The organism is Ancylobacter sp. VNQ12 (assembly GCF_049445835.1).
In the GTDB taxonomy this organism is placed as follows: domain Bacteria; phylum Pseudomonadota; class Alphaproteobacteria; order Rhizobiales; family Xanthobacteraceae; genus Ancylobacter.
Window position 1 is genome coordinate 60,879 of the sequence record NZ_JBMSDU010000015.1, and the last position, 20,141, is coordinate 81,019.

The 20,141-nt window shown below is 66.8% G+C and carries 19 protein-coding genes; 10 read left to right on the forward strand and 9 right to left on the reverse strand.

The features are described from left to right. The first annotated feature begins 3 nt into the window (after window positions 1–3). Window positions 4–909 carry a dihydrodipicolinate synthase family protein gene (locus ACO2RV_RS18095; RefSeq protein ID WP_423295539.1) on the forward strand — a complete coding sequence of 302 codons (906 nt, stop codon included), beginning with the start codon at window positions 4–6 and terminating at the stop codon, window positions 907–909. Between the two features lie 9 nt (window positions 910–918). Here ACO2RV_RS18095 and ACO2RV_RS18100 read toward each other — a convergent pair whose 3' ends face one another. Next, on the reverse strand, window positions 919–1,842 hold the full coding sequence (locus ACO2RV_RS18100) for a LysR substrate-binding domain-containing protein (RefSeq protein ID WP_423295542.1): 924 nt from the start codon (window positions 1,840–1,842) through the stop codon (window positions 919–921). A 157-nt stretch (window positions 1,843–1,999) separates the two neighbouring features. Between ACO2RV_RS18100 and ACO2RV_RS18105 the strand changes: the two genes are divergently transcribed. From ACO2RV_RS18105 to ACO2RV_RS18135, 7 genes are all read left to right on the forward strand, one after another. Next, the gene (locus tag ACO2RV_RS18105) at window positions 2,000–2,860 is read left to right on the forward strand and encodes an isocitrate lyase/PEP mutase family protein (protein WP_423295544.1); all 861 of its coding nucleotides are present in this window, start codon (window positions 2,000–2,002) and stop codon (window positions 2,858–2,860) included. A gap of 55 nt (window positions 2,861–2,915) precedes the next feature. Continuing rightward, window positions 2,916–3,791 carry a hypothetical protein gene (locus ACO2RV_RS18110; RefSeq protein ID WP_423295546.1) on the forward strand — a complete coding sequence of 292 codons (876 nt, stop codon included), beginning with the start codon at window positions 2,916–2,918 and terminating at the stop codon, window positions 3,789–3,791. Between the two features lie 5 nt (window positions 3,792–3,796). Next, window positions 3,797–4,648: an MBL fold metallo-hydrolase gene (locus tag ACO2RV_RS18115; protein WP_423295548.1), complete on the forward strand. Its 852-nt coding sequence runs from the start codon at window positions 3,797–3,799 to the stop codon at window positions 4,646–4,648. Between the two features lie 65 nt (window positions 4,649–4,713). Continuing rightward, the gene (locus tag ACO2RV_RS18120; RefSeq protein WP_423295551.1) at window positions 4,714–5,724 is read left to right on the forward strand and encodes a Bug family tripartite tricarboxylate transporter substrate binding protein; all 1,011 of its coding nucleotides are present in this window, start codon (window positions 4,714–4,716) and stop codon (window positions 5,722–5,724) included. A gap of 77 nt (window positions 5,725–5,801) precedes the next feature. Beyond that, on the forward strand, window positions 5,802–6,266 hold the full coding sequence (locus tag ACO2RV_RS18125; RefSeq protein ID WP_423295553.1) for a tripartite tricarboxylate transporter TctB family protein: 465 nt from the start codon (window positions 5,802–5,804) through the stop codon (window positions 6,264–6,266). A 10-nt stretch (window positions 6,267–6,276) separates the two neighbouring features. Beyond that, entirely contained in the window at window positions 6,277–7,782 is a 1,506-nt protein-coding gene (locus tag ACO2RV_RS18130) for a tripartite tricarboxylate transporter permease (protein WP_423295555.1), read from the forward strand. 24 nt (window positions 7,783–7,806) lie between these two features. Next, window positions 7,807–8,220: a GlcG/HbpS family heme-binding protein gene (locus tag ACO2RV_RS18135; RefSeq protein ID WP_423295557.1), complete on the forward strand. Its 414-nt coding sequence runs from the start codon at window positions 7,807–7,809 to the stop codon at window positions 8,218–8,220. A gap of 74 nt (window positions 8,221–8,294) precedes the next feature. Here ACO2RV_RS18135 and ACO2RV_RS18140 read toward each other — a convergent pair whose 3' ends face one another. The 7 genes from ACO2RV_RS18140 to ACO2RV_RS18170 form a co-directional block, all read right to left on the reverse strand. Next, window positions 8,295–9,071: an SDR family NAD(P)-dependent oxidoreductase gene (locus ACO2RV_RS18140; RefSeq protein ID WP_423295560.1), complete on the reverse strand. Its 777-nt coding sequence runs from the start codon at window positions 9,069–9,071 to the stop codon at window positions 8,295–8,297. After that, window positions 9,071–10,450, reverse strand: coding sequence for an MmgE/PrpD family protein (locus ACO2RV_RS18145; RefSeq protein ID WP_423295563.1), 1,380 nt, complete (start codon window positions 10,448–10,450; stop codon window positions 9,071–9,073). Before ACO2RV_RS18145 ends, ACO2RV_RS18140 begins: the two co-directional genes overlap by 1 nt. Beyond that, entirely contained in the window at window positions 10,447–11,952 is a 1,506-nt protein-coding gene (locus ACO2RV_RS18150; protein WP_423295565.1) for a tripartite tricarboxylate transporter permease, read from the reverse strand. The genes ACO2RV_RS18145 and ACO2RV_RS18150 overlap by 4 nt, the downstream gene beginning before the upstream one ends. Next, window positions 11,949–12,434, reverse strand: coding sequence for a tripartite tricarboxylate transporter TctB family protein (locus ACO2RV_RS18155; RefSeq protein WP_423295567.1), 486 nt, complete (start codon window positions 12,432–12,434; stop codon window positions 11,949–11,951). Before ACO2RV_RS18155 ends, ACO2RV_RS18150 begins: the two co-directional genes overlap by 4 nt. A gap of 69 nt (window positions 12,435–12,503) precedes the next feature. Further along, the gene (locus ACO2RV_RS18160) at window positions 12,504–13,490 is read right to left on the reverse strand and encodes a Bug family tripartite tricarboxylate transporter substrate binding protein (RefSeq protein ID WP_423295569.1); all 987 of its coding nucleotides are present in this window, start codon (window positions 13,488–13,490) and stop codon (window positions 12,504–12,506) included. Window positions 13,491–13,550: 60 nt separating this feature from the next. Continuing rightward, window positions 13,551–14,987 carry an MmgE/PrpD family protein gene (locus tag ACO2RV_RS18165; protein ID WP_423295571.1) on the reverse strand — a complete coding sequence of 479 codons (1,437 nt, stop codon included), beginning with the start codon at window positions 14,985–14,987 and terminating at the stop codon, window positions 13,551–13,553. Between the two features lie 19 nt (window positions 14,988–15,006). Further along, window positions 15,007–15,675: an FCD domain-containing protein gene (locus tag ACO2RV_RS18170; protein WP_423295573.1), complete on the reverse strand. Its 669-nt coding sequence runs from the start codon at window positions 15,673–15,675 to the stop codon at window positions 15,007–15,009. Between the two features lie 241 nt (window positions 15,676–15,916). On the opposite strand from ACO2RV_RS18170, the gene ACO2RV_RS18175 reads away from it, so the two are divergent. Together ACO2RV_RS18175 and ACO2RV_RS18180 are read left to right on the forward strand one after the other, a co-directional pair. After that, complete coding sequence (locus ACO2RV_RS18175) at window positions 15,917–16,846, forward strand: alpha/beta fold hydrolase (protein WP_423295575.1); 930 nt, start codon at window positions 15,917–15,919, stop codon at window positions 16,844–16,846. Further along, the gene (locus tag ACO2RV_RS18180; protein ID WP_423295578.1) at window positions 16,843–18,429 is read left to right on the forward strand and encodes a rhodanese-like domain-containing protein; all 1,587 of its coding nucleotides are present in this window, start codon (window positions 16,843–16,845) and stop codon (window positions 18,427–18,429) included. Before ACO2RV_RS18175 ends, ACO2RV_RS18180 begins: the two co-directional genes overlap by 4 nt. 131 nt (window positions 18,430–18,560) lie before the next feature. Here ACO2RV_RS18180 and ACO2RV_RS18185 read toward each other — a convergent pair whose 3' ends face one another. Beyond that, window positions 18,561–20,135: a tripartite tricarboxylate transporter permease gene (locus tag ACO2RV_RS18185; RefSeq protein ID WP_423295580.1), complete on the reverse strand. Its 1,575-nt coding sequence runs from the start codon at window positions 20,133–20,135 to the stop codon at window positions 18,561–18,563. Between the last annotated feature and the right edge of the window lie 6 nt (window positions 20,136–20,141).

The following is a 20,141-nucleotide window of genomic DNA, read 5'->3' on the forward strand; positions in this document are numbered from 1 at the left end:
GAAATGGCCGAATTGATGTTTCGCGGGCTGATACCCGCCTTTCCGACGCCGCTGAACGAGGACGGCTCGCTCGACGAGGCCAACCTCGCCACCATCGTCGACTACCAGATCGTGCGCGGGGCCTCCGGCCTCGTGCCGGTCGGCGGCACCGGCGAAGCCAATTCCTTCGGCCTCGCGGTGCGCAAACGCGTCGTCGAGATCACCGTCGCCACCGCCGCCGGCCGGGTGCCGGTGATCGCCGGGGTGCTCGACCCCGGTCTCGGCGGCGCGCTGGAGAGCGGGCACGCCTATCGCGAGGCCGGTGCCGACGGGCTGATGGTGATCCCGCCCTATTATGCCCGGCCCGATCAGGAGGGTACGCTGCGCTACTTCCGTGCGCTGGTGCCCGAGCTCAAGTTGCCAATCGTCTTCTACGACAACCCCTACCGCACGAACATGGTCACGCTGCCGGCCACCATCGCCCAGCTCGAGCGGGAGGGGCTCATCGTCGGCATGAAGGCCTCAAGCACCGATCTCTATCACTTCGCGCAGACCGCAGGGCTGGTCAGCGACCGGTTCTGCCTGCTGTCCGGCCAGGACACGCTCTTCGTCGAGCAGGTGATGCTGGGCGCGAAGGGCGGGGTCCTCACCTCGGCCTCGCTGTTGCCGGGCTATTGGGACAAGGTGCAAAAGCGCACGCAGGAGGGGAGGGTCAAGGACGCCCTGGCGTTGCAGGAGCGGCTCCATCCGCTGATGGATGCGTTGTTCAGCGAGCAGTTCCCCGAGGCAGTGCGGCGCGCCTTCGCGCTCATCGGCCTGCCGATCGGCCGCTCCCTGCCGCCCGTCGGCGCACTATCCGCCGCGGCGGAGTCGCGGCTCGCCGCGGCCATCCGCGCGCTCCTCGATGACGGGGTGCTGATCGCGCCGTGACGCTCCGGGTCAAAGGGGCGTCTCTGCCGCGTCGATGTCAGCCGGCGGGCGGTCCAGCTGGTTGCGCAGCCATGCGCGGAAGCGGGTGATCCGGCGGGGGGCGGGATGTAAATCCCTGTAGATCAGGAAGAAGCCGTCTCCCGCCTCGTACCAGTCGTCGTCGAACAGCGTGACCAATGTCCCCTTCTGTACATCGGTCTCGAAGAACCCGCGTCGGCCGAGCACGATGCCGACACCGTCGAGCGCGGCGCTGTAGGCCATGTCGGAACTGGTGAACGTCATCCTGTGGGGGAGGGGCACGGGAGGCGCGCCCGTCACGGCGTACCAGCGGTTCCAGTCGTCGGCGCCGAGCGGCGTCTGGAGCAGGACCATGTGTTCCATATCCTGCGGGCGCGTCAAATTCGGGTTGGCCTTGAGATAGGCCGGGCTGCACACCGGCGTCAGGGCGCGCGGTATCAGGAGCTCCGCGCGATAGCCCGTACGACGGTCCATGTCGGAGCCGATGCGGATCGCGACGTCGAAGCTGCCCGGCATCGGATCAGTAGGCAATGCGCTGGTGATCAGCACCTCCTGATCGGGGAAATACTGATGGAAATCGGGCAGACGCGGGATAAGCCACAAACGGATGAAGAAGCGTGATCCCCAGATATGCAAGGGCTGGGAATCACCTTCGGCGCTGATGCGCTGAGTGCCCGCCTCCAGGCGGCTCAGGGCGTCCTCGACCGTCTCGTGATAGGCGCGGCCCTTGTCGGTCAGGTGCACTTCGGTGCCGGCACGACGAAACAGACGAATGCCGAGATGGTCCTCAAGCTTGCGCACCTGGCGGCTTACGGCGCCGGGTGTGAGGCTGAGTTCGGCCGCTGCCTTGCTGAAATTTTCGAGGCGCCCGGCCGCCTCGAAAATGCGGACGGCGTTAAGCGGTGGCAATCGCATGGTGCCGCCGTTTTGAGTTTTTGTCACAATGCCGGGACTATAACTCGTTTGACGCAGGTGGGAAGCCTGCGGCTACTTTCCACCCAGCATGAGTTCCGCTCGGGCCGGCGCGCAACGCGACGGCTGACAGAAGGCGGGCCTGCGGGAGGAAATTCCAGTGAAGGCAACCGCGCGCCGCGAGCGCCTGCGGGCGATTCTGTCCGGATCGTCCTGCATTCTCCCGGCCTCCGTGCATGATCCGCTCTCGGCACGGATCGCCGCCGATCTCGGCTTCGAGGCGGCGATGCTTGCGGGCTCCGTTGCCTCGCTCGCCGTGCTTGGCGCGCCGGACCTGATCCTCGTCACCCTCTCGGAATTTGCCGAACAGGCCCGTCGCATCGTCCGGGTCTGCGACATTCCGCTCATCGTCGACGCCGACCATGGTTATGGCAATGCGCTTAACGTGATGCGCAGCGTCGAGGAACTGGAGGCGGCCGGCGTTGCGGCCCTCACCATCGAGGACACGGAACTGCCGGTCGGCTATGGCCGCGCCGGCACGCGGCTGGTGACGGTCGAAGAGGGCACGGCGAAGGTCAGAGCCGCGCTTGCGGCACGGGACGATCCTTCGCTGCTCGTCATAGGACGCACCGGTGCGGCGGCGATCGCCGGCATCGACGACGCGATCGCCCGTTGCCTCGCTTATCAGGAAGCTGGCGCCGATGCGGTGTTTCTCTCCGGCCTCGCGCGCCGCACGGATCTCGAAAAGCTCGGCGCGCGGATGCGGGTGCCCATTCTACTCGGGGCGCTCTCGTCGGAGTTGCAGGACACGACCTACCTCGCCTCGCAGGGGGTACGGATCGGGCTTCAGGGGCACCTGCCGCTGCGCGCCGCGCTCAAAGCGGTGCACGACACACTGCTCGCGCTGCGCGAGGGGCGGCACCCGGCCGAAATCGACGGGCTCGCCCCCGCTTCCCTCGTGGAGAGGCTCACCCGCGAGGTGGATTACCGTCGATGGACCAGGGAATATCTGAATGGCTGACACAGCGATCGCCATGATGCGGCCTGCCGCAGGTCCGCAAACGGATAGGCGGGACATGGGGCCCATCCTCACCCTCGTCCCGGACGCCCTCTACGCGCTGCAGAATGTCTTCGCGCTGGACGGGCGCGTAAGCTCCTATCCCGCCAATGCCCGCGGCTTCACCGTGTCGAACTGCTACCTGATCAAGCAAGGCGACGATGCCGTGTTGCTCGACAGCGGTTATGCGGCACATGAGCGCTCACTGCTGGCGCAGATCGACACTCTCCTGGAGCCGGAGGCGACGCTTTCCGTCTATCCGCTGCGCATCAACGAATACATGTCGGTGTGCAATGTCGAGGCGATCGCCGCGCGCTTCAACGTCGTCCAGTGCTATTCGGGTAATCCCGACGCGGCGCTCTGGGTGGATTTCGGCGGCCGCTCCGATGCCGCCACGCAAGGCCGAGGTAAGCCCTACACGCTCAAGACGACGCTCGTCGCCCGCAAGCAGACGCTTTATGTCGGCCGCGACGCGAGCCGGGCCATCGATGCCTTCCAGGCACCCATCCGGCTCATCGGCACGCGATGGATCTACGATCCCGCCACGCGCACGCTGTTCACCTCCGACAGCTTCTCGCACGAATGGTCGCCGAGCCCCCATGGCCCCTGGGACACATGGGCCTCGGACAACACCACCGACGCCGCCCACATTCGCAGCTTCCTGCTCAACACCCGCTATTGGTGGCTGGAAGGCGGCGACACCGCATCCCTTCGCCGCAAGATCGCGGGCGTGATCGAGCGCTACGACATCGAGAACATAGCGCCCGGCTACGGGCGGGTGCTGCGCGGGCGCGACCTGGTCGAACGCCAGTTCGCCATGTTCGACGAGGTGCTCGCCGGCCTCGACCGCAGCGCGGTGCGCGCCCGCTATGTCGACCGCGACGAACTGAGGTGACCGCCATGTGCCCGCACGATGTACCGCTCCTCAAGAGGTCTTTGCCGCGCGAGCTCGCTGAGGGTGTGTGGTGGCTCGGCGACTGTCTGGAGCAGCGCGCCAACGGAAAAATCTATCATACCTACAATGCGGCCTATCTGCTGATCGGCCGCGAGGCCTCGATGCTGGTCGAGACCGGTCATCCCAAGGATTTTCCGTTACTGGACAGGCAGTTGCGTGAACTTCTTATCGGCAAGCCGCCGCTCAAGTACCTGTTCGTCACCCATCAGGAGACGCCGCATTCCGGCGGGCTCGGCCGGGTCCTGAGCCGTTATCCCGATGCGTTGCTCTGCGGTGACCTGTGCGACTACCATCTCGCTTTTCCCCATCTGGAAGGGCGCATGCTGCCGATGAAGGGCGGCGACGAGATCGATCTTGGCGAACGCCGTTTCGTCGCGGTCGAGCCGGTCATTCGCGACCTGCGAACCACCTGGTGGGGTTTCGATACCAAGGAGCGCGTGCTGTTCCCGGGCGACGGCTTCGCCTACAGCCACTATCACGAGGATGGCCATTGCGGCCTCTACGCCGAGGAGGCGGTGTCGCTGAACATCCCGGAAGTGTCCGCCGTCTTCGCAGACCGCGCGCTGTTCTGGACCAAGTTCACCGACATGAATCTCTATGCGGACCGGCTGGAGTGGCTGGTCGACGAACTCGATGTCCGGGCGATCGCGCCGGCCCACGGGCTGCCGATTCTCAACCCCGCGCAAACCGTGCCCAGGATCAAGGAGGGGCTGCTGTACGGGAGTTCGGTGCCGGAGTCGGGCACCGAGACCGGGCTTGCCCCGCCGAAGGAAGTCGAGGTGGCGACGTCACGCTAGAGGACGCGCCGCGAGGAAACGCCAAGCTGCACGACAACCACAAATACGAGGAGGGAGCGATGACGATGAATAGGACAATCGAACGTCTCGACCGTGGCGCCATTACGCGCCGCACGCTGATTGCCGGCGCGCTCATGGCGGGCCTTGTGGTGTCTTTCGCGCCGGCCGTTGCGCAGAATTATCCCGACAAGGCGATAAAGCTCGTCGTTCCCGGCACGGCCGGCGGCGGCATGGACGTCATCGCCCGCGTGGTGGGAGACAAGGTCGGCGCCATTCTGAAGCAGCCTGTCGTCGTGGAGAACAAGGCGGGAGCGGGTGGCAACATCGCCGTCGACTATGTCGCAAAGTCTCCGGCGGACGGCTACACGATCCTCATCGGCCAGACCGCGCATTTCGCCATCAATCCATGGCTCTATTCCAAGCTGGCCTTCGACCCGATGAACGACTTCATCCCGGTCGTGCTGCTGGCCGATGCGCCGAACGTGATGGTGGTCGACGAGGAGTCGCCCTATCGCAATCTCGCGGACATCGTCGCTGCGGCGAAGGCCGACAACAAGGGGCTTGCGCTCGCCACCCCCGGCAACGGCACGGTGTCTCATCTCACCGGCGAACTGTTTCAGAAGACCGCGGGCATCAAGTTCACCCACGTTCCCTACAAGGGCGCGGCCGCGGCCCTCACCGACGTCATGGGTGGCCGTGTTCCGGTCATGCTGTCCTCGGTTCCGACCGCGCTGTCGCAGATCCGGGCGGGCAAGCTTCGGCCGATCGCCGTTTCCGCCGACAAGCGCAGCCCTGCGCTTCCCGACATCCCGACCATCGGCGAGCAGGGCTATCCCGGATTCAATGCCGGCACTTGGTATGGATTGCTGGTTCCCAAGGGCACGCCGGCCGAGGTCGTGCAGGCCATCAATGCCGCCGCCAACGAGGCGCTGAAGATGCCGGAGGTCCGCGAGAAGATCCTGCAGGAGGGTGGCGATGTCTATGGCGGCACGCCCCAGCAGTTCGCGACCATGCTGAAGGCCGACTACGAGAAGTGGGGCGCCGTCGTCAAGGAATCGGGCGCGAAGCTCGACTGAGCCTCGGCAAGCCGCGACCGGAGACGCAGAGACGGGTCCGGTCGCCCGTTCGCCCTCTTGCAGACAGGGAATCCGCGATGCATGCCGCGATCCGCGCGCCCAAGGAATTCTGGCTCGGCGTCGTCTATCTGACGTTCGGAGCCGTCGGCCTGTGGTTCGGTCTCGACTACCCGCTGGGCACGGCGGATCGAATGGGACCGGGTTATCTGCCCTGCCTCGTATCGGCCCTGCTGATCATCTTCGGCGTCGTCTCGCTCATGCGGGCGACACGGCTCGAAGGCGATGAGATCGGCGCCATCGCCTTCCGGCCGCTCTTGTGCGTACTCGGCGGGGTATTGGCGTTTGCCGTGCTGGTGGAGCGCGTCGGCCTCGTCTGTTCGATCTTCATCCTGGTCCTGATGAGCGCTGCCGGAAGCCGTGCGTTCCGGTTCGAGTGGCGGGCGGGACTCGGTCTGGTCGCCTTCGTGGTCCTCTGCTGTCTTGTCTTCGTGAAGGCGCTCGGGGTGCCGCTGCCGTTGCTCGGCAGCTGGCTCAGCCGCTGAGGAGCGACAGATGGAACTCGTCTCTCATCTGGTCATCGGCGTCGAGACGGCCTTCAGCGCCACGAACCTGCTCTACTGTTTCATCGGCGTGCTGCTTGGCACCGCGATCGGCGTCCTGCCGGGCCTCGGGCCCGTCGCCACCATCGCCATGCTGTTGCCGCTGACATTCGGCCTGCCGGCCGACACGGCCCTCATCATGCTGTCCGGCATCTATTATGGTGCCCAGTACGGAGGATCGACCACCGCCATTCTGGTGAACCTTCCCGGTGAAAGCTCCTCCGTCGTCACAACGCTGGACGGCTACCAGATGGCACGGCAGGGGCGTGCCGGCGTGGCGCTCGCCACCGCCGCGATCGGATCCTTCGTGGCGGGCACGATCGCGACCTTGGTCATCGTGCTGTTTGCGCCGCCACTCGCCGCGCTCGCCCTGGAGTTCGGACCGGCGGAGTATTTCTCGCTGATGATCCTGGGCCTCATCGCCTCGGTGGTGCTGGCGCATGGATCGCTGATGCACGCCTTCGGCGTGATCCTGCTCGGCCTGCTGCTCGGCTTCATCGGCACGGACGTGAATTCGGGTATGGCCCGCTATAGCTGGGACGTACCGGAACTCGGCGACGGCCTCAATTTCGCAATTCTGGCCATGGGAATGTTCGGCATCGGCGAGATCATCGGCAATCTCGGCAATGAAGCGACGCGGGACGTCCGCACGCATCGGATTTCCAGCCTGATGCCGAGCCGCGCCGATTTCCGGCGCATGGTGAAGCCGATCCTTCGCGGCACCGCCTTCGGTTCGATCCTTGGCATTCTACCGGGTGGCGGCGCCATGCTGGCGGCTTTCGGCGCCTACTCGCTGGAGAAGAAGCTCTCGCGCACGCCGGGGGATTTCGGGCGTGGCGCCATCGAGGGCGTCGCGGCGCCGGAGTCGGCCAACAACGCTGGCGCCCAGACCTCCTTCATCCCCATGCTCACGCTTGGCATTCCCTCCAACGCCGTCATGGCATTGATGATCGGCGCGATGATCATTCAGGGAATTCAGCCCGGCCCCTCCGTCATGACGGATCAGCCCGCCCTTTTCTGGGGGCTCATCGTGTCCATGTGGGTCGGCAACCTGATGCTGCTGGTGCTGAATCTGCCGCTGGTCGGGCTCTGGGTGAAGTTGATCTCGGTGCCCTACCACTTTCTCTATCCCACGATCCTCGTGTTCTGCTGCATCGGCGTCTTCAGCCTCAGCAACTCCACCTTCGACATCTACGTCATGGTCGTCTTCGGGCTGCTCGGCTACCTCTTCAGGAAGATCGGCGCGGAGCCGGCACCGATGCTGCTCGCCTTCATCCTCGGCCCGATGATGGAGGAGTATCTGCGGCGGGCGCTGCTGCTGTCCCATGGCGACCCGCTGACTTTCATCACCAATCCGATCAGCGGCACCCTTCTGGTTCTCGCCGCGATCCTCATCGTGATGGTCCTGCTGCCGTCGATCAGCCGGGGACGGGTCGAGGCATTTCAGGAAGAAGTTTGAAGCGGTTCAACGAGGCGTCACGACATGCAGCTCGAAACGGCGCAGACCATACTTGCAGCCGCCCTCAAGACGGCACGGCAGGCCGACTTCAAGCCGCTGGCGGTCGCGGTGCTCGATGCGCGCGGAGCCATCCGGGCGTTGGCGACGGAGGACGGCACCAGCATAAAGCGCGCCGAGGTGGCCATCGGCAAGGCGCACGGTGCCGTGGCTATGGGAATGGGCTCGCGCGAGCTTTCCCGGCGTCCGGCGCATTTCCTCGCGGCCGTGACGCATGCGGTCGGCGGCTTCCTTGTTCCCGTGCCCGGCGGTGTCCTGGTTCGCAACCAGGCGGGAGAACTGATCGGGGCAGTGGGCGTGTCCGGCGAGACGTCGGACAATGACGAACGGGCGGCTATCTCCGGCATCGAAGCCGCCGGCTTCACCGCCGACGGGGGATGATGCGGCAGGCTTGTCGATCGCACCTTCGCGGCGTCGGCCCACCGGGTGGGCGAGGGGTGTACCTCGGCGCGGTTCTACATATAGGCGCCGCCATTGACGTGCAGCGTCTGTCCGGTGACGTAGCGCGCCGCCGGGCCAACGAGGAAGCGGACCATGGCCGCCACCTCGTCCGGGGTACCGCGGCGCCCCAGCAGGTTGGCGGTGGCGGCGTGGTGATGGGGCCGATGGCCGCCCTCGCGCACGGTTTCGATCAGGCCGGGCGAGACGAGGTTCACGGTCACGCCGCGCTCCGCCATCTCATGCGCAAGGGCCTTGGTCAGTCCGTCCAGCCCGGCCTTCGCCGCGACGACATGGGCGCGGTTGCGCGCGCCGATGTAGGCTGTGAGCCCGCCTATGTTGACGATGGCGCCTTGTCCCGAACGAGCCAGCGGCTCCAGAGCGGCTTTCGCGATCAGGAAGGGCGCGTCGAGCGAGAGCGCCATCACCGCGCGCCAATGCTCATAGGTCAGCTCCGCCAGCGGCGCCTCGCCCCGGACGGCCGCGTTGTTGACGACAATGTCGAGTCGGCCGAAGGCCTTGAGGCAGGCCTCGACCATCGCGGTCACGTCCTCGGGACGAGCGACGTCGCCGAGCACGCCCAGCGCCCTGCCGCCACTGGCGGTGATCGTCGCCACCACGGCATCGACCGCCGCGCGGTCCTGCCGCCCGGCGACCACGACGCTCGCGCCGCCTTCGGCAAGGGCGAGGGCGATGGCGCGGCCGATATTGCGCGAGGCGCCGGTGACGAGGGCGACGCGCCCGGCAAGCTCGTTGCCGGAAAAGGTGAAGGCTTCGGGAACCAGCGCGCTCATCAGGCGTCCCGTCGTGCTGGTGCGAGATCGACGGCGCCGCCTGCGGCGAGGGTGGCGAGGGCCTGTCGCAGCGCGACGATGTCATCGTCTTCCATGCCGCCGAAGCGCAGATTGGCCTCGAACTTGGCGGCCAGCTCCGCCTCGGGCAGCGGTTCATGCGCGCCGCCACGCATATGCGGCTGGCGGAAGTTGAGCGTCCGGCCGTCCTTCAGCATTGCCTCGAGATGGCCGGAGAAGTTGCGCGGGTACTCGTCCAGCGGATCGATCTCATAGGAGATGCGGGCGGCCAGCGCCCGCACGGCGGGATCCTGCGAGCGCACGTCGGTGAACTGGCCGAGCCCGGCTGCGCCGTCAATGAAGGCGACCGCCATACAATAGGGTGTGGAGAACTTGCCGGCATAGCCATTCGGCGGGTGATGCTTGGAGGCGAGCGGCTCCCAAAGCCGGTGGACCGTGCCTTCGCCGACCTTGCAGCGGATTGAGACGATGTCATCCGCCTTGACGCCTGCTGCGGCGAGCTTCAGCGCGCAGTCGACGAAGGGCTGGGTCATGGTTCCGCAGGCATAGGGCTTGAAGGCGAGACCCTCGATCACCCAGCGCGTGCCGAGACCCTCGGTCAGCCGGGCGAAGTCCGGCGTCTTCGAGGGCGCGAATGCCCTGAACATGCCATGCGCTCCCTCGAACACGGTCAGCGGCCCGGCGAAGCCGGCGCGGGCGAGATGCACGGCGCGCAGGCCGGCCTGTGCCGCCGCTCCGGCGTGCAGACGTTTGGTGGAGGAGCCGTCGGCGAGATATTCAATGATGCCGGAGGCGAGGCTGCCGGCGATGCCGAGCGCGCGCGCCGTTGTCGGCGCGTCGAGCCCCAGCACGGCGGCGACTGCGACGGTGGCGGCCGGCGCGCCGAAGATGGCCGTCGGGTGGAAGCCGGCCTTGTGCGTCGCCTGCGGAGCGACGAGGCTGAGCCGGCACATCAGCTCCGCGCCGACGGCGATGCCGCGCATCACCGCTGCGCCGGTGAGCCCGTGCTGCTCGGCGGCGGCAAGCGCCGCCGGCACCACCACCGCACCGGGATGAACCGGGCCGCCCTCGAAGGTGTCGTCGAAATCCTCGCCATGCGCCGCCGTGCCGTTGACCAGCGCGGCGTCGTACATGCCGAGCCGGCGGGCATGGCCGAGCGCGGTGCAGCGGCCCTCGTCCACCGCGCTCGCCAGCGTCGCCCGGACATAGTCGGTGTCGCGTGCGGCGAGGATCAGGCCGGCAATGTCGACGAGCAGGTTGCGGCAGACGCCGGTCGCTGCCGGTGTCGGCTGCGCTCCAGTAGCGAAGGCGCCGATCTCCATCGCCAGAGGTGTGGCGGGTGGCATGCTGTGCTGGTTCATCCGTGCGCCTCCTGGAGCTTGGCTTGTCGGGCCTTGCGCGCGTCGCGCAGCTCGCGCGTCAGTGAGAAGATGACGAAGCCGGCGGCGACGAGCAGCAGGCCGACGCAGATGGGATCCTGCAGGAACACCATCATGTCGCCGCCGGACAGCACGAGCGAGCGGCGGTAGCTCGATTCCACCATGTGCCCCAGTACGACACCGAGGATCATCGGCAGGAACGGAAACCTGGCAAGGCGCATCAGGTAGCCGACGACGCCGAGCGCCAGTGCGATGCCGAGATCGAAGGTCGAGTTGTTGAGGGTGTAGATGCCCGACAGGATCAGCGCGAAGATGAAGGCGGCGCGGAAGGGGCGCGGCCGATTGACCAGCCACACCGCCGCCGGCAGCAGCACCACCCCGACGCCGATCTGCGCGATGATCGCAACCAGGGAGCCGACATAGAGACTGTCGATCACCTGAGGGTTCTGCTCGAACAGGCGCGGGCCGGGGAGCAGGCCGTGCATGAGCAGGCCGCCGAGCAGCACCGCCGTCGAGTTCGAGCTCGGTATGCCGAAGCTCAGCAGCGGGATCAGCGCCGTGCTCGCCACCGTGTTGTTGGCGGCTTCGGGCGCGGCGACGCCTTCCTCCGACCCCTTGCCGAACTTCTCCGGCGTCTTCGACCAGCGCCGCGCCTCATTGTAGGACATGAAGGCCGCGATCGAGCCGCCGCCGCCCGGCGTCAGTCCCTCGAACAGGCCGAGGATGCAGCCAATGGTCTGCGAGCGCTTCAGCCTGTTCATCATCGCGAGGCCGGGCAGGCGGATGCGTACCGAATCCTTGAGCTGGGTCAGCGAGACAGAGCCGGACTGGCTCATAAGTTCGGTCAGCGCGAACAGGCCGACCATGACCAGCACCGGCTCGACGCCGTTGAGCAGGTCCGGCACATCAAAGGTGAAGCGGGTGACGCCGGAGATCGGGTCGGTGCCGACGGTGGCGATCATCAGGCCGATCACCGCCGCCGCCAGACCCTTCACCAGCGAGCCGCCGGTCATCGAGGCGATGACGCTGAGGCCGAGAATGCCGAGGCCGAAATAGGATGGCGGCGTGAAGGCCAGCGCCAGCCAGGACAGCGGCTCGGTCAGCAGAATGAGCATGGCGAGACCGAACAGGCTGCCGACCACGCCGGACATCAGCGAGATGCCGAGCGCCTCGCCGGCGCGGCCCTGCCGATTGAGCTCATAGCCGTCGATGACCGTGGCGGCGGACGAATTGGTGCCGGGCGTGCGGATCAGGATTGCCGGGATCGAGCCGCCATATTCGGCGCCGATATAGACGCAGGCGAGCAGCGCGATCGCCATCGCCGGGTCCATCGTGTAGGTGAAGGGCAGTACCAGCGCCATAGTGATCGAGGCGGAGATGCCCGGCAGCGCGCCGCCGAGTATGCCCCAGACGAGTCCCATGATGGCCACGAGGATGAGCGGCGTGCCGATGAGCAGATGGACGATGTCCCAGAACGTCGTCATGAGAACAGCCCCTGAAACAGCGTGCCGACCGGCTGGTTGACGCCGAGGAGCTTCACGAACACGGCCCAGTAAAGCAGGGCGCCACCGATCGCGGCGGCTGGAACCGTCCAGCGCCTCGGCGCGCCCTCGTAGAGCGCAACCGTGCCGATGAGCAGCGCGACGCCGAGGAGATAGCCGACATAGGGCAGGAGCAGCACATAGGCGGCGCCGAAGGCGAGGAAGCCGAGCGCCCGCGGGATTTTCGCGTCGCGCTCCTCGTCCTCCTCGCCGCCGCCGGCGAGCCCCGCGTCGGCGCGGGCTGCAAGCACCGCACGCGCCACGAGGATAAGCCCGAGTAGCGCCAGCGCGACGGCGAGCGCATGCGGCAGACCTACCGCGCCGACCTCGTCTTCCAGTGTGCTGTTGGCGATGGTGCCGGACGCCCAGTAATAGGCGCCAGCAAGCGCGAGCAGCACGATGCCGCTCCAACCGTCTTTGTTCATGACAGGCCCTTTCCCGGAGCTGCGGCGCGACCGGCGCGATGGCGCACCGGCCCCGTTGAACCGCCGGCGCTACTTGATCGCGCCGGTCTCTTTCAGGAACGCCTCGGTGGTGTCCGCGAAGCCATTTACGAAGGCCGGGTAGTCCTTGTGGCCGATGAACTGGGCCACGAGCACCTCCTCAGTGTACTGCTTCTTGTAGTCGGGGTCCTGAAGCACCTTCTGCAGCGCCTCGTCCCACACCTTGGTCACGTTGTCGGGCAGCCCCTTGGGCCCGGCGAGGCCGCGGAACTTCACCAGCTGCACATCGAAGCCGGCTTCCTTCACAGTGGGGACGTCCGGCTTCTGCGGCAGGCGCTCAGGATTGAAGGTGGCGAGCACGATGATCTTGCCGGCCTCGATCTGCGAGCGCAGTTCCTGATATTCACCGATGCCGATGTCGAGCGTGCCGTTCATCACGTTGAGCATCATGTCGCCGCCGCCCTCATGGGTGACGATGGCGGCATTCACGCCGGCCGCGCGCTTGAGCTGCTCGGCGGCCTGGCGCTCCAGCGAGGCGGGATTCGCCGCGCCCCACTTGCCGCGGTCCTTCTTGGCCTTGTCGATCACGTCCTGCAGCGACTTGTAGGGGCCGTCGGCGCGGGTAAAGATCACCTCACTGTCGGCGAAGAGGTTCGCCAGCGGCTCAAGGTCCTTGTACGTCTTCGGCGGCTTGGAGAGCAGGGACGTGTAGATGTAGGTCGGCGTCGTGGCGTAGAACACGCTGCCGTCCGGCGGGGATCCGGCGACGCGGGCGACGGCCTTCGCGCCGCTGCCGCCCTGCACGTTCTCGACGACGAAGGTGGCGTCGATATACTTGCCGAGATATTTCGTCAGTTCGCGCAGGAACACATCCGACCCGCCGCCGGGACTGGAGTGCGTGACCAGCGTCACCACTTTCTGCGGGTACGGCGCCGGTTGTGCCGCAGCCCTTTCCGCGAAGAGACTGCCGCCGGCCAATGCGCCGGCGAGCATCAGCGTCAAACCCGCCCTGCGGGTCAAGCCTGCCTTGAAGTCCATGTTCGTTCCTCCCAGTAGGGCGGCACCTCTTCGGGTTGCTCGCCGGTTTGTTCGTCCAGGCTATTCCGCGACGGCTCTTATCTCCCCGGTGTCGGAGGCGGACAGCAGCGTCATGAGCCGCCGGATATCCGCGCCGGAGTCGATGCCGCGGGCGAGCGCCAGGACTTCCTTTTGCGCCGCATCCTCCAGCACGCCCTCGGCGCACATGAAGAACTTGCCGTCGAGATCGGCGTCGCTGATCGGGTTGAGGGGGCCGCCGCGATAGCGCTCGTCCGCCCATTCGATGAGGGTCCGGCCGTCCTTCGTCTTCACCTCGATGCGCGAGCGGATGAGGTCGTAGCCGCGCGCGTCGATCTCGGGATCCTCGATCACGTCGGTGCGGGCCTGAAGATCCTGCATCGCGGGGCCTGCCACGAAGGCGTCCTCGAATTCATGATGGCTGGCGCGGCGGCGCAGCACGATCATCGCCAGCAGCGCCGGCATGGAGAACTTGGCCTGCAAATGGTTGCGGGCGATGGGGTAGCGGATCGGCTCGATGATGTTCTTGCCGGCGAAGAAGCGGATGCGTTCCACCTGCTCGGGCCTCAGGTCGTGGTCGAGCACGAGCTTGAGCATCGCGTCCATCGACTGGTGGGTCAGGATGCCGGAGGGATAGGGCTTGATCGACACACCGGGGCTGTCGATGGTCAGCGGCGCGCCGAAGCCCTGCCTGACCTTCTCGGCATCGAAGCCGTCGGCCATCACCGAGAAGAAGCCCCAGGGCCCATCGAGCGCGGCAGGGTCGGCATCGAAGCCGCGTGCCGCAAGCAGGGCCGCCGTGATGCCGTTCTCGCAGGCGCGGCCGACATGCAGCGGCTTGGTCATGGTGCCGAAATTCACCCTTATGCCGGCTGCCAGGCTCGCGGCGATGCCAAAGGCATGGGCGAGGCGCGGGCCGGTGAGGCCGAGCAGCTTGGCTGCGGCGACGCAGGCGCCAAAGGTGCCGACCGTGCCGCTGGAATGATGGCCGCGCCGGTAATGGCGGGGCAGCATCCATTCGGAGATCTTGCACTCCACCTCGAAGCCGAGCTGGAAGGCCAGCATGACCTCGCGTCCATCGCGCTGGCCGAGCATGTCGGCAACCAGCAGAGCCGCCGTCAGCGGCGGGACGGTGGGGTGGGTGAGCAGCCCATAGACATGGGCAGGGTCGTGCGAGACTTGGGTGTCGTCCCAGTCATGGGCGTGGCCCGCCGTGCCCCAGACGCGGGCGGCGAGTGCAGCGGGAACGCGCCGGCTTCCGGCGGCCGGAAGCGGCGCGTCGGTGCGCCCGCCCTGGTCGAACGCATCCTCGATCAGGATGCGGACGGAGGGCTCCTGACTGCCGGCGAGATAGAGGCCCACCGCGTCGACGATGCAGCGGCGGCCGATGCGCAGCGCCTCATCGGGAAGGTCCGCATAGGTCGTCGTCTCGACAAACCGCAGCGCCTGGCTGGTGATCCCGGTGTCGGCAGCAGTCATGAAGCACTCCTGAAATTGGTTAGGTAAGGCGGGCATTGGCGATCAGGCGCTGCTTGGCCGACATCACATGGGCCATGTGCGCCGCCTGGGCTCGGTCGGCGTCGTGTGCCGCGATGGCCTCCACCATCGCGTGATGTTCCCGGTTCGACTCCTGCATGGAGCCGACGAGCATCAGATTGCGGGCGCGGTAGAGCTGCAGCTGCCGGATCAGCGAGAGGTACTGGCTGGCCAGCACCGGATTGGCGGCGTGGGCGACGATGTATTCGTGCAGCGCGAAGTTCTCACGCAGGTAGCGGTCGGTCTCGTCGGCAGCGATCGCCTCGTCCATGGCGGCGACGAAGCCGCGCAGCGCGGCGATCTCAGTGTCGCTCGCGCGCAGAGCCAGTAGCCGGCCTGCGAGGGCGAACAGGAAGGCGCGCACGTCATAGATCTGCGCCGCCTGCTCGGGAGAGAGATGGCGGACGAACACGCCCCGATTGGGGATCTGCTCGATCAGCCCGCTGGCCTCGAGCGAGCGCAGCGCCTCGCGGATCGGCCCGCGGCTGGTGCCGAAGCGCAGCGTCAGTTCCTTCTCGTTGATGCGGTCGCCCGGCGCATATTCGCCGCTGAGAATGACCCGCTGGATCTCCTCTTCGATGAGCATCGGCAGAGAACGAGACTTCAGCAGTTCAATCGCGGGTGTCGGCATATGTCCCCCTCCGTCGCCGGCGATCCAACGGCACTCTCGTCCTAATGTCAATTGAAGATTGTAGGACAATTTATGAACAGTGTTTCCGCTGGAGATGAGCCGTGGACCATGCCGCGGGACTATTCGGTAGCATCCCCACATCCGGCGCCAGACGTGGCGCACACATCGCACCTTGCCACTGCAAAATTGTTGACAGTTGTCAATTGTGCGATAAACCGGAGTCGCATCAGGGAGGACAGCCATGGCCTTAGCAGAAGCCGCACCGGAGCTCGTGCCATCGACAAGGTTGATGGAGGGCTTCACGCTCCAGCGCATCAAGACGCGGGGCGCGGAAATCAACGTCGCCACGGCCGGGGATGGTCCCCCGCTGCTGCTGATCCACGGCAACCCACTGACGCTGGTGAGCTGGCACAAGGTCGCGCCCTCGCTGGCGCGCGACTTCTCCGTGGTCGCCATCGACATGCGCGGCTATGGCGACTCATCGAAGCCCTATGGCGGCGAGGACCATTCCGGCTATTCGTTCCGCTCCATCGGCGAGGACGCCTTCGACGTGATGGACGCGCTCGGTCACAAGACCTTCGCGGTCGCCGGGCATGACCGTGGCGCGCGGGTCGGCTTCCGTATGGCGCTCGACCAGCCTGAGCGCGTCACGCGCTACGCCGCGCTCGACATCGTGCCGACCCATCACGTGCTCAACAACATCACGCTGGGCTGGGCACGGGAGAGCTATCACTGGTTCTTCATGGCGCAGAAGGCGCCGTTCCCGGAAAACCTGCTCTGCGCCGACCTCGACTATTACATGCGTTACAAGCTCAACAAGAAGGGCGTCGGGCTCGACATCTTCACGCCCGAGGCGATCGCCGAGTACATACGCTGTGCGACGCCGGAGCAGATCCACGCCGTCTGCGAGGATTATCGCGCCACCGTCACTGTCGACCTCGACATGGATACGGCCGACTACGGCAAGCGCCGCATCGCCTGCCCGACGCTGGTGATCTGGGGCACCAACAGCCATTGCGGCCGGCATTTCAAGCCGGTCGAGGCGTGGTCGGAATGGGCCGACGACGTCATCGGCCTACCGGTGCCAACCGGGCACTATCCGGCCGAGCATCGTCCGGACCTCGTCTATTCCGCCTTCTACCGCTTCTTCCGCGGTGAGCCGGTGACATGATGCGGATGATCACGGCGGAGGCGGCCAAACGCCGCCTCCATGACGGTTCCGAACTCGCCTTTCTCGATGTTCGCGATCCGGCGGCGTTCGGCGAGGGGCACCCGCTTTTCGCCATTCCCTGCCCCTATTCGCAGCTCGAACTGTCAGCAGTTGCGTTGGTTCCGCGGCGGGACTGCCCGATCGTGCTTATCGGCGGCGGCGACGGTATTGCGGAGCGGGCGGCGCGACGGCTCGCGGCCTGCGGCTACACCGATATTGCCGCGATCGAGGGCGGCGTGCCGGCCTGGCGTGCGGCGGGATTCGGCCTGTTCGCCGGTGTCAACGTGCCGAGCAAGACGCTCGGCGAGATGCTGGAGCATGCCCATCATCCCACGATGATCGAGGCCGCGACGCTCGCCTGCTGGCAGGATGAGGGGCGGCGCCATCTGTTCTTCGACGCCCGTCCGCCGGCGGAATACGCCAAGATGCGCATCAGGGGCGCGTCGTGCCTGCCCAATGGCGAACTCGCCCACCGGCTCGGCGCCGTGCTGCCGGACGCGGAGACGCCGGTGGTGATCACCTGCGCCGGACGCACGCGCGGCATCATCGGCGCGCTCGGGCTCAAGGCGCTCGGCATTCCAAATCCCGTGCTGGCGCTGGAGAACGGCACGCAGGGCTGGGCGCTGGCCGGCTTCCCGCTGGATCGCGGCGGGGTGGCCGATGCCCTTCCCGAACTTGACCCGCAGGCGCGGACTCTCAGCCGGGCGCGCGCCCGGCAGCTCATCGCCTCCGGCAGGCTCTCGAATGTCGACGCCGCAACCGCTCAGTCCCTGCTGGGCGAGGGTGGGCGCACGACCTTCCTGTTCGATCTCCGGAGCGCTTCCGAGCGCGAGGCGCGTGCCGTGCCTGGCTCAGTGCCGGCGCTGGCGGGGCAGCTGGTGCAGTCGACCGATCAATATGTCGGCGTGCGCCATGCCCGGCTGATCCTGCTGGACGATACCGGCCTGCGCGCCGCGCTCGCCGCGCTGTTCCTCAACGCGCTCGGTTTCGAGACACATGTGCTCGCGCTCGACGACGAGCCGGATGCCGCCGCGCCCGCTGTTCCGCCTTCGGGGCTGCGGGTTCCGCCGCTGCCGGCGCCGCTGGGCGCCGGGGAGGGCATTGGCTTCGCGCGCGACGGCGTGCCGGTGCTCGATCTGCGCCCCTCGCAGGAATGGGAACGCAGCCGGCTTGCCAGCGCGCGCTGGGCGAGCCGGAGCACGATCCTTGGCACGCTGCCGGCAGGCGCTCGCCGTGTTCTCCTCCAGGGCGACGCGGCGAGCGTTGCGGCTGCCGCGCTCGACCTCGCCGAAGCCGGCATCGCCTGCGACTGGATCGCGGCGGATCTCGATGCCTGCGCCGCTGCCGGCTGGCTGGTCGACGCCACGCCTCGCCGGATGACACGCGACGAGGCACTCGACCGCGTGTGGTTCGTGCATGATCGGCACGACGGCAATGCCGACGCCTCGCGTCAGTATCTGGCCTGGGAGATGGGGCTGATCGACCAGCTCGACGAGGCCGAGCGCGCCTCCTTCGGCGCGTTGCCGCAGGGCGTGTTCGGCTAGCTCTTCGTCTCCGTCTGAAACGTAAACCCCTCCCGTGGCAAGCGGGAGGGGATTTGTTTTGCGCCACAGGTGGATGCAGAAAGAGAAGGGCGGGTGAAACCCCCGCCCTTGACCTGGATCTGGCGCGGATCTCAGCTTTTCAAGCTGCTGGAGCCGGCTCGTGCCGCTGCTGCTTCCTGCTGGAGGCGCAGCATCGCCGCTTCCTCCGCCGCTTCGGCCCGGTTCTGCTTGCGCTTGCCCCAGGCGGTCATGCCCAGCGACAGCAGCATCACGCCGACGATGACGAGCGCGCCGGGGCGCTGGAGAATATAGAGCGGGTTGCCGCCGCTGAGCTGGTAGGAGCGCAGGAACTCCGTCTCGAGCATGCGCCCGAGCAGGATCCCGACGACCACCGCCGAGACGGGGTACTGGTAGCGCTGCAAGGCGAAACCGAGCAGGGCGAAGACGAACAGCGTGATCGGTCCCGCCGTTTCGCCGGTGACGGCATAGGTGCCGAGCGTGGCGATGACAAGGATCGCTGGCAGCACGTAGCGGGTGCGCACCTTCACGATGTTGCTAGCGACGTAAATGAAGCCGATGCCGACCGCCAGCAGCACGATGGCCTGGACGATGTTGTTGAGGATGATGGCGTAGACCATCGGTTTCTGCGTCTCGATGAAGCTCGGGCCCGGCACGATGTTGTGCATCATGAAGGCCGCGATCAGGATCGCGGTGGCGCCGCCGCCGGGAATGCCGAGCGCCAGCATGGTCGCCATGGAGCCGCCCTCAGCGCTGGCGACGGCGGATTCGGCCGCCACCACGCCCTTCGGATTGCCCTTGCCGAAGGTCGCGCTGTCCTTCGCGGTGCGCTTGGTCTCGGCATAGGCGATGAGGTTGCCGATGGATGAGCCTACGCCGGGCACGGCACCGATGATGATGCCGATGATCGAGCCGCGCAGCAGCACGCCGGGGAACTTCAGCGTGCCCCAGCAGCCCTTCAGGATACGGCGGACGCTGACCTCGCGCGAGCCTTCCGCCTCGATGATGTAGTCGCGTCCGGCAAGGCTGAGCAACTGGCCGGCGGCAAGCAGACCGATCATCGCCGGAATCGGCGCGATGCCGTCCAGCAGCACGGGCAGGCCCATCGTGCCACGGGTGAAACCGGCGGTGTTCATGCCGATCGTGCCGAGCAGGATGCCGAGGGCGGCCGCCAGCAGGCCCCGGCTGATATAGGCCGAGCCGAGCGAGCCGAGCAGCAGCATGCCCCAGATCGCCACCGCGAACATCTCGACCGGTCCGATGCGCAGCACGATGTCGGCGAGCGGCTCGACCACCAGCAGCAGCAGCAGGTAGCCGCCGATGCCGCAGATGGTGGACGCGAACAGTGCATAGCCCAGCGCCTCATTGTGCTCGCCCTTCTGCGACATCGCATAACCGTCGAATGTCGTGGCGAAGGAGGAGGGCGATCCGGGAATGTTCATCAGGATCGCCGGTACCGACCCGCCGAAGCCCGCGCCGGTATAGACCGAGGTGAGGAAGACGATGGCGGAGAAGAAGTCCATGTAGAGCGACATCGGCAGCACGATCGCCATCGCCATGGTGATCGAGATGCCGGGAATGGCGCTGAAGACGAGGCCGACGATCAGGCCTGGGACGATCCATCCCCATGACCCGACGGACGAGAACATGATGCCCAGGGCTTCCTGGAAGGCCGAAATGTCGATCACGTTCGT

Excerpts from the sequence above, each read along its gene's own strand:
- ACO2RV_RS18130 (WP_423295555.1), top strand. The coding sequence starts at position 6,277 with ATGGAACTCGTCTCTCATCTGGTCATCGGCGTCGAGACGGCCTTCAGC.
- ACO2RV_RS18135 (WP_423295557.1), top strand. The coding sequence starts at position 7,807 with ATGCAGCTCGAAACGGCGCAGACCATACTTGCAGCCGCCCTCAAGACG.
- ACO2RV_RS18155 (WP_423295567.1), bottom strand. The coding sequence starts at position 12,434 with ATGAACAAAGACGGTTGGAGCGGCATCGTGCTGCTCGCGCTTGCTGGC.
- ACO2RV_RS18150 (WP_423295565.1), bottom strand. The coding sequence starts at position 11,952 with ATGACGACGTTCTGGGACATCGTCCATCTGCTCATCGGCACGCCGCTC.
- ACO2RV_RS18145 (WP_423295563.1), bottom strand. The coding sequence starts at position 10,450 with ATGAACCAGCACAGCATGCCACCCGCCACACCTCTGGCGATGGAGATC.
- ACO2RV_RS18115 (WP_423295548.1), top strand. The coding sequence starts at position 3,797 with ATGTGCCCGCACGATGTACCGCTCCTCAAGAGGTCTTTGCCGCGCGAG.
- ACO2RV_RS18120 (WP_423295551.1), top strand. The coding sequence starts at position 4,714 with ATGAATAGGACAATCGAACGTCTCGACCGTGGCGCCATTACGCGCCGC.
- ACO2RV_RS18160 (WP_423295569.1), bottom strand. The coding sequence starts at position 13,490 with ATGGACTTCAAGGCAGGCTTGACCCGCAGGGCGGGTTTGACGCTGATG.
- ACO2RV_RS18170 (WP_423295573.1), bottom strand. The coding sequence starts at position 15,675 with ATGCCGACACCCGCGATTGAACTGCTGAAGTCTCGTTCTCTGCCGATG.
- ACO2RV_RS18165 (WP_423295571.1), bottom strand. The coding sequence starts at position 14,987 with ATGACTGCTGCCGACACCGGGATCACCAGCCAGGCGCTGCGGTTTGTC.
- ACO2RV_RS18100 (WP_423295542.1), bottom strand. The coding sequence starts at position 1,842 with ATGCGATTGCCACCGCTTAACGCCGTCCGCATTTTCGAGGCGGCCGGG.
- ACO2RV_RS18180 (WP_423295578.1), top strand. The coding sequence starts at position 16,843 with ATGATGCGGATGATCACGGCGGAGGCGGCCAAACGCCGCCTCCATGAC.
- ACO2RV_RS18175 (WP_423295575.1), top strand. The coding sequence starts at position 15,917 with ATGGCCTTAGCAGAAGCCGCACCGGAGCTCGTGCCATCGACAAGGTTG.
- ACO2RV_RS18110 (WP_423295546.1), top strand. The coding sequence starts at position 2,916 with ATGGGGCCCATCCTCACCCTCGTCCCGGACGCCCTCTACGCGCTGCAG.
- ACO2RV_RS18095 (WP_423295539.1), top strand. The coding sequence starts at position 4 with ATGGCCGAATTGATGTTTCGCGGGCTGATACCCGCCTTTCCGACGCCG.
- ACO2RV_RS18140 (WP_423295560.1), bottom strand. The coding sequence starts at position 9,071 with ATGAGCGCGCTGGTTCCCGAAGCCTTCACCTTTTCCGGCAACGAGCTT.
- ACO2RV_RS18125 (WP_423295553.1), top strand. The coding sequence starts at position 5,802 with ATGCATGCCGCGATCCGCGCGCCCAAGGAATTCTGGCTCGGCGTCGTC.